At 75.4% G+C, this 7247-nt stretch carries 6 protein-coding genes; 1 reads left to right on the top strand and 5 read right to left on the bottom strand.

The features are described 5' to 3' along the window. Positions 1 to 71 precede the first annotated feature (71 nt). On the top strand, positions 72 to 290 hold the full coding sequence (locus OMK64_RS16160; protein ID WP_272729385.1) for a hypothetical protein: 219 nt from the start codon (positions 72 to 74) through the stop codon (positions 288 to 290). Between the two features lie 34 nt (positions 291 to 324). Here the strand turns inward: OMK64_RS16160 and OMK64_RS16165 are convergent, their stop codons facing one another. The 5 genes from OMK64_RS16165 to OMK64_RS16185 form a co-directional block, all read right to left on the bottom strand. Further along, positions 325 to 945 (bottom strand): L-threonylcarbamoyladenylate synthase, encoded by a 621-nt coding sequence (locus tag OMK64_RS16165; protein WP_272729386.1) that lies wholly within the window; start codon positions 943 to 945, stop codon positions 325 to 327. A gap of 39 nt (positions 946 to 984) precedes the next feature. Beyond that, the gene (locus OMK64_RS16170) at positions 985 to 3039 is read right to left on the bottom strand and encodes an elongation factor G (protein WP_272729387.1); all 2055 of its coding nucleotides are present in this window, start codon (positions 3037 to 3039) and stop codon (positions 985 to 987) included. A 217-nt stretch (positions 3040 to 3256) separates the two neighbouring features. Continuing rightward, positions 3257 to 4228, bottom strand: a complete 972-nt coding sequence (locus OMK64_RS16175; protein ID WP_272729388.1) for an FKBP-type peptidyl-prolyl cis-trans isomerase — start codon at positions 4226 to 4228, stop codon at positions 3257 to 3259. A 175-nt stretch (positions 4229 to 4403) separates the two neighbouring features. Next, entirely contained in the window at positions 4404 to 6575 is a 2172-nt protein-coding gene (locus OMK64_RS16180; RefSeq protein WP_272729389.1) for a thioredoxin domain-containing protein, read from the bottom strand. Between the two features lie 100 nt (positions 6576 to 6675). Further along, positions 6676 to 7247: septum formation family protein (locus OMK64_RS16185; RefSeq protein WP_272729390.1), on the bottom strand; the 572-nt coding region annotated here is incomplete at its 5' end.

A 7247-nucleotide genomic window follows, 5' to 3' on the forward strand; every position in this document is an offset into this window, starting at 1 on the left:
TCGTGACCTGGGACGCTTCCCTGGCAGCGCGTCCACCGCGCATCCTTCCGGCACGTCGAAGGAGGCGAGACATGGAGCGAGCCGTCACGGGTTCGTCCGAGGGGCCGGCCGGTCGGGTCGACTGCTACTGCGGGTGCCCGACGTGCCCGGGGACGGGCAGCGCGCCGGCGGACGGTGCCGACGCCGCCTGGCTGCACACCGTGCTGCCCCCCGCGACGTCGCAGCCGTGGGTGATCCTGCCGTTCGGCGCCGTCTGGTCGGGCCGCACGGCGGTCGACGTGAGCGACTGAGCCGTCGGCCGTCGGCCGCCGGTCACCGCGCCGCTCAGGCGAACCGCGACGCGTCCCCCGCGCCCTCGCGGACGACCTCCGGCACACCCTCGGTCCAGTCGACGACGGTCGTGGGGACGGTGCCGCAGTCCCCCGCGTCCACGACGGCGTCGACCAGGTGGTCGAGCTCCTCCTTGATCTGCCAGCCCTCGGTGAGCGGCTCGTCCTGGCCGGGCAGCAGCAGCGTCGACGACAGCAGCGGCTCGCCGAGCTCGCGGACGATCGCCTGCGCGACGCGGTTGTCGGGGATGCGCACCCCGACGGACCGCTTCTTCGGGTGCGCGAGCCGGCGCGGGACCTCGGGCGTCGCCTGGAGGATGAAGGTGTACGGCCCGGGGGTGGCCGCCTTGATCGCGCGGAAGGCCGCGTTGTCGAGGTGCACGAGCTGCCCGAGCTGCGCGAAGTCGGCGCACACGAGCGTGAAGTGGTGCCGGTCGTCGAGGTGCCGGATGCGGCGGATCCGCTCGGCGCCCTCCTGGTCGCCGACCCGGCAGCCGAGCGCGTAGCAGGAGTCGGTCGGGTAGACGACGAGGCCGCCGTTCCGCAGCAGGTCGACGACCTGCGCGATCGCCCGGGGCTGCGGGTCGTGCGGGTGGACGTCGAAGTAGCGGGCCATGCGCCCGAGCGTAGGGCCGTCGCGGTCCGGACGTCCGGGTCAGGCGGGGACGAGGTGGTCGGGGCAGACCTCGAACCGGTCCGGGGTCATCGTGAGCTCGGCGCGGCCGCCCGTGAGCGAGCGCAGGTCGAGCGCGTACCGGGCGAGCTCGGCCTCCGGCACGGACGCCTCGATCCGGACGGTGCCGTCGTCGAGCGACGTCGTCGCGGTGATGCGGCCGCGCCGCGACGACAGGTCGCTCATGACGTCGCCCTGCGCGGCCGTCGGGACGACGACCGAGACGTGGCAGATCGGCTCGAGCACGACGGTCCCGGCAGCGGCGAGCGCCTCGCGGACGCCCGTCGCGGCCGCGGTGCGGAACGCCATGTCGGACGAGTCGACCGAGTGCGCCTTGCCGTCGTACACCTCGACGCGCAGGTCGACGACGGGGTACCCGTGCGGGCCGCCGTGCTCCATCGCCTCGACGACGCCCTTCTGCACCGCGGGCAGGTAGCCGCGCGGGATGGCACCGCCGACGACCTTGTCGACGAACTCGAAGCCCGACCCGTGCGGCGCGGGCGAGACGCGCAGCTGCACGACGGCGTACTGCCCGTGCCCGCCCGACTGCTTCTTGACCTTGCCCTCGGCCTCGACGGGCTTGCGGATGGTCTCCCGGTAGCCGACCGGCACGGGCGACGTCCGGACGTGCACGCCGAAGACGCGCGCGAGGCGCTCGAGCGCGACCGCGAGGTGCGTGTCGCCGAGGCCGCGCAGGATCGTCCGGTCGGTGCTGCGGTCGACGGTGAGCGTGGTGTCCTCGGCGACGAGCCGGGTCAGGGCCGCGGAGAGGCGGTCGTCGTCGGACTGCGTGACGGGCTCGAGCGCAAGGGCGTACACGGGCGGACGGGTGCGCGGCGGGACGGCCGTCATCGACGCGCCGGGGCCGGTCCGGTCGGCGAGCAGCGATCCCGACGGGGTGCCCGTGAGCTTCGCGACGGCCGCGACGTGCCCGGCCGGGACCGCGTCGACCGGCACGTGGTCCTTGCCGCGCAGCCGGAAGAGCCCGGGGATGCGCTCCTCGGTGCGGGTCGTCGTGTTGACGAGCTTGTCGCCGGGGCGCAGCGTGCCGGACAGCACGCGCAGGAGGGTCACCTGCCCGACGAACGGGTCGGCGAGCGTGCGGAACGCGTGCACCAGCACGGGCCCGTCCGGGTCGGCGGCGACCTCGACGACCGTCTCGCCGGCGAGCACACGGGCCGTGCGGTCCGCGGGCGACGGCGCGAGCTCGCACAGCAGGTCCGCGAGCCGGTCGACGCCGACCCCGGTGACCCCGGAGACGACGAGGACCGGGAAAGCCTCCCGGTCCCTGACCTCGTGCGCGAGCGTCCGCTCCAGCTCGGCGGCGCTCGGTACGTCGCCCGACAGGTAGCGCTCCAGCTGCTCGTCGTCGTGCGCGACGATCTCCTCGGTCACCTCGTCGTGCAGGCGGTGCTCCTCGTCCACGACGTCGGCCGGCAGCGGCTCGGTGTGGTGGTGCCCCTCGGCGTCGTACGCGAGGCCCTCCTCGGTGAGCACGTCGGCCACGCCCGTGAACGCCGACTCCTCGCCGAGCGGGAGCTCGAGCGGCACGAACCCGTCGCCGAACGCCGCGCGCAGGTCGGCCAGGACGTGCCGGAAGTCCGCGCGCGCCTTGTCCTCCTTGGTGACGACGACGATCACGGGCAGCCCTGCCTCGGCCGCGGTGCGCCACGCCGCGTGCGTGCCCGCCTGCACGCCGTCGACCGCGCTGACCACGACGAGCGCGAGGTCCGCGGCCGACACCGCGGCGTCGCACGCACCGACGAAGTCCGGCGACCCGGGGGTGTCGAGCAGCGTCACGTCGTAGTCGCCGTCGGGGGCACGCCATCGGAACGGCGCCACGCCCAGCCCGAGCGAGATGCCGCGGGCGACCTCCTCCGGCTCGTGGTCGCTCACCGTCGAGCCGTCCTCCACGCGACCCGGCCGGGTCAGCACCCCGGCCTGGTGGAGCAGCTCCTCGACGAGCGTCGTCTTGCCCGCGCCGGCGGCGCCCAGCAGGGCCACCGTGCGGATCCTCGGCGTCGTTGCCTGGTCCATCGTCGTCTCCCGGCCGCCTCCCGGCGGTTCCCCGGGGGCACGTGCGACCACACTAGCCAGACCCGCCCGGCCGCGGCAGGACGAGAGGCCCTGGCGTCCGCAGCGGTCGCGTGCCCGCTGCCGACGCGGGTCCGGCAGCGGCTCCGGGGCAGACGGCGACGGCCCGGGACGCACCCTCGCGAACAGGGGCGTCCCGGGCCGCCGGGAGCGTCGTGCGTCAGCGCGCGTCGAGGATGTCGACCACGAAGACGAGCGTCGAGCCCGCCGGGATCGAGCCCTGCGCCTGGTCGCCGTAGCCCTGGTCCGGCGGGACGACGAGCAGGACCTGGCTGCCGACCGTCTGCCCCTGCACGCCCGTGTCCCAGCCCTGGATGACCGCGCCTGCGCCGACCTGGAACTCGAAGGGCTCGCCCTTCTCCCACGCGGAGTCGAACTGCGTGCCGTCCCACAGCCAGCCGGTGTACTTGACGGTGACGAAGTCGTTCTCCTCGACCGTCTTGCCGGTGCCCGTGATGAGCGGCTGCGTGACGAGCGTCGTCGGGGCGTCGCCGCCGACCGGCGCGATCGACGGCGCGCCGTCCTCGCCCAGCGTCACGGCGGGCAGGCCCGCGGCCGGGGCCACGGCCTCGCCCTCCGCGCGCGTCGGCAGGCTCGCGGGGTCGGCGCCGTCGACCGCGTCGACGACCTCCATCGCGTACACCTGCGTGTTGTTCTCGCCCGACGACAGCGCGACGAGCACGCGCGCGCCGACGTGCGCGCCCTTCAGCTCGGTGTCGAGCTCGGCGATGCTGGTCTGGCCGACCTTGATGCGCTGCGGGGTCTCGGTGTCGTACGTCGAGCCCATCTTCGAGCCGTCGGTGCCGTTGAGCATGAGCATCTGGACGGACATGATCTGCCCGTCCGTCAGCTCGTCACCCGTGCCGTCCTCGACGAGGTGCGCCACGAAGGTCGTCACGTTGAACGGCGTGCTCGGGAGCGTGACGGTCGGCTCCTTGCCGGCCTCGCCCTCGATCTTCACCTTGGCGAGCGCGGCCTTGTCGGCGGCGACCGCGGCGTTCGCGGAGGCGGACGCGTCGGCCGACGGCGAGTCGTCGGAACCGCCGTCGCCGCTGCACGCGGCCAGCGAGAGGGACAGGACGAGCGCGGTCGCCGTGGCGACGACGGCGCGAGCGGTGGTCGTGCGGCGCACGAGGGTCCTCCGTCGTATCGGGTCCCGCCCGGGGTCAGGCGGCGGACCCCGGCACGGTACGCGACTTTCCTGGGCGTCCGCTGGGCGCGACCGTCCGAAACCCTTCAGCACCGGTGTCGGCGTGGCTCGGTCCTGCTTGCGCGGAGGTGCTGCGGCGGCAGTGACGTGCGCGGGCTCAGCGGGTGCCCAGCGCCGCGGCCAGGTCGTCGGGCGACGTCGTCGGCCGGTCGCACACGAAGCCGCGGCAGACGTACGCGGCGGGACGGCCGCCGACGAGCGGGCGGTCGCGCAGCAGCGGGACGACGGGGGCGTCCGGTGCACCCGCACCGCGTGAGCCTGTGCTCGCGTCGCCGCCGACGGCCGGCGCGCCGGGCGGACCCACCGCGACGACGAGTCCCGGTGCCGGTGAGCGCAGCGCGACGCGGTGGAGGGTGCGCGTCGCCTCGTCGTCGGACGGGCCGACGACCGCGACCTCGCGCGGCCCGTCGAGCACCGCCTCCGCGACCGCGAGCGCCCACCCCGCCGCGCGCGGGTGCTGGACGGCGATGCGCAGCGGCTCGGCGAGCGCGCGCTCCGCGGCCTCCCGGTGACGCGTCGAGCCCGTGAGCGCCGCGTAGGTGAGCAGCGCACCCGCGGCCGCGGCCTGACCCGACGGCGTGGGCCCGTCCGCGGGGTCGTGCGGGCGTCGCAGACGGGCCAGCACCGGGTCCGTCTCGTCGTCCGCGGTGTCGTAGAAGCCGCCGTCGCCGTCGGGGAAGCGGTCGAGCACGGTCGCCAGCAGCCCGCCCGCGTCCCGCACCCAGCGGGCGTCGCCGGTCACGGCCGCGAGCGCGAGCAGGCCCTCGGCGACGTCGGCGTAGTCCTCGAGCACGCCCGCCGCCGTGCCAGCGACGCCGTCGCGCGACGCGCGGACCAGCCGGAGCGACGACGGCCCGTCAGGGCGGACGTGGAGCTCGACCAGGAGCGTCGCGGCGGCGACCGCGGCGTCGACCCAGTCGGGACGGTCGAGGAGCGCACCCGCCTCGGCGAGCGCGGCGATCGCGAGTCCGTTCCAGGCGGACACGACCTTGTCGTCGCGGCCGGGCTGCGCTCGTGTCGCCCGGTGCGCGAGCAGCCGCGCGAGGACCGCGGCGGCGCGGTCCTCGTCATCGGGGTCGGCGTGCAGCGTCGGGACGGACGTGCCGTGCTCGAACGTGCCCGTGTCCGTGACGTCGAGGAGCGCCGCGGCCCAGGCCCCGTCCTCGTCACCGAGCACCTCGCGCAGCTCGGCGGGGGTCCAGACGTACGTCGCGCCCTCGGTGCCGTCGGTGTCGGCGTCGAGCGACGACGCGAACCCGCCCTCGGCGGTGCGCAGGTCGCGGAGCAGCCAGTCGGCGGTGCCGGTGACGACGCGGTGCGCGAGCGGGGAGCCCGTGCTGCGCCACCAGTGGGCGTAGGCCCGCAGGAGCAGCGCGTTGTCGTAGAGCATCTTCTCGAAGTGCGGGACGGTCCACGTCGCGTCGACCGCGTACCGCGCGAACCCGCCGCCGAGCTGGTCGTGGATCCCGCCGCGGGCCATCGCGTCGAGCGTGTGCTCCGCCGCCTCGAGCGCGCGCGCGTCGCCCGTGCGGGCGTGCCTGCGCAGCAGCCACTCCAGGACCGTCGACGGCGGGAACTTCGGGGCGCCCCCGAACCCGCCGTGCGCGCGGTCCTGCGAGACGAGCAGCCGGTCGAGCGCGCGGTCCAGGAGTGAGTCGTCGACGACCGCCGCCGGCGCGGCGACGAGCGGGGCGCCGTGGTCGACGGTCGCGCGCGGCTCTCCGTTCACGTGCGGCGCCGCGGGGTCGGCGGCCGGGGCGGGGCCGGAGCGCGGGGCGGCGAAGGCGTCGCGGATCGTCGCGGCGCTCGCGTCGACCTCCGCGCGCCGCGTCTGCCAGGCGGCGGCGATGCCCGCGAGCACCTCGGGGAACGACGGGACGCCGTGCACCGGCCGCGGCGGGAAGTAGGTGCCGCAGAAGAAGGGCGTGCCCTCGGGCGTCGTGAAGACCGTCATCGGCCAGCCGCCCTGGCCCGTGAGTGCCTGGGTCGCGGCCATGTAGACCGCGTCGACGTCCGGCCGTTCCTCGCGGTCGACCTTGACGTTGACGAAGTGCGCGTTCATGAAGGCGGCCGTCGCGTCGTCCTCGAACGACTCGTGCGCCATCACGTGGCACCAGTGGCACGCGGCGTACCCGACGGACACGAGCAGCGGGACGTCGCGTCGGCGGGCCTCCGCGAAGGCGCCGTCGCCCCACTCCCACCAGTCGACCGGGTTGTCGGCGTGCTGGCGCAGGTACGGGCTGGTGCTGGCGGTCAGGCGGTTCGTCATGACGCTCCCTCCGCGGGGCGTCCGGCTCCCCGGGAGCGTCCGACGCTACGCGCGGACCGGCGACGCCGCGCGGGCGGCGGGACCCGCGCGGCGTCCGGGATCAGCGCGCGGCGCCCTTGAGGGTGCCGGTGACGAGCTCGCCGTCGGTGTCGAGGACGCACTGGATGACGCGGTCGTCGACCGTCTCCCAGCCGCCCTGCGAGGGGGTCAGCGGCCACAGGTACAGCGCGGAGTCGTCGTAGGGGATGCCGACGAACGCCTCGAACTCGGCGCTGCAGAACTCCTCGCCCTGCGTCATGAGCGCGTCGTCGCCGGGGAAGTCGCCCTCGGGGAGCTCGGTCTGGGCGTAGATCTCGCCGTCGTGCGGGTCGGCGCACGGGACGACGGGCAGGGACTCCATCGCGGTGTCCTCCTCGATCCCGTTCATGTTGAGGCAGTCACCGACCTGGACGGAGAAGACGTCGGCGTCGGCCGACGCCGTGATCTCGCCACCGGGGGACTCGCGGGGGGCCTCGTCGGGGCCGAGGAGCGCGCAGCCGGACAGCGCGAGGAGCAGGAGGGCGACGGGCGTCGACGGACGCCGGCGGAGGGACGCGTCAGGCGTCGGCCCCCGCACCCGACCCGGCGATGTTGACGAGCCACGTCGTGCCGAACTTGTCGACGACCATGCCG

The sequence above is a fragment of the Cellulomonas fimi genome (assembly GCF_028527925.1).
GTDB classification, from domain to species: Bacteria; Actinomycetota; Actinomycetes; order Actinomycetales; family Cellulomonadaceae; genus Cellulomonas; species Cellulomonas fimi_C.

Bases quoted from the DNA above. Each gene is read 5' to 3' on its own strand.
- OMK64_RS16160 (WP_272729385.1), top strand. From the start codon at position 72: ATGGAGCGAGCCGTCACGGGTTCGTCCGAGGGGCCGGCCGGTCGGGTC.
- OMK64_RS16165 (WP_272729386.1), bottom strand. From the start codon at position 945: ATGGCCCGCTACTTCGACGTCCACCCGCACGACCCGCAGCCCCGGGCG.
- OMK64_RS16170 (WP_272729387.1), bottom strand. From the start codon at position 3,039: ATGGACCAGGCAACGACGCCGAGGATCCGCACGGTGGCCCTGCTGGGC.
- OMK64_RS16180 (WP_272729389.1), bottom strand. From the start codon at position 6,575: ATGACGAACCGCCTGACCGCCAGCACCAGCCCGTACCTGCGCCAGCAC.